This is a genomic window from Bradyrhizobium sp. 23AC (assembly GCF_054863025.1).
This window is the reverse complement of sequence record NZ_JAVAYN010000131.1, coordinates 1-276: the sequence shown is the minus strand read 5'-3', so window position 1 is coordinate 276 and position 276 is coordinate 1. Positions and strand designations below refer to the sequence as shown.

1 protein-coding gene is annotated in these 276 nt (G+C 64.5%); it reads right to left on the bottom strand.

What is annotated here, in order from left to right:
* Positions 1-254: toprim domain-containing protein (locus RAD10_RS41770; RefSeq protein WP_461622016.1), on the bottom strand; the 254-nt coding region annotated here is incomplete at its 3' end.
* Positions 255-276 lie beyond the last annotated feature (22 nt).

Here is a 276-nt window from a genome sequence, read left to right as displayed (position 1 = left end):
GCGATCGCCGCCGGAAACCGGATCATCCCGAGATTGCGCAGCGAGTATCCCGCCAGCACGCGCAGATCGGGCTTTACCATCGCCACGGTGAGCCCATCCTCAATGCCCTCGGTGATGTAGATCGTCTCGGGCCGTGCGCTCTTGCTCTCCGAAAGAGCGCCCATCGCCTTGCGCGACGCGCCCTTGCGCAGCGGTACAAATGCGCCGCCCGATTTCCCCAGCACCTTCTTGGAGGCTTTGGCGGGGACGCCCAAATTGCAATCCTCGGCCTTGCGC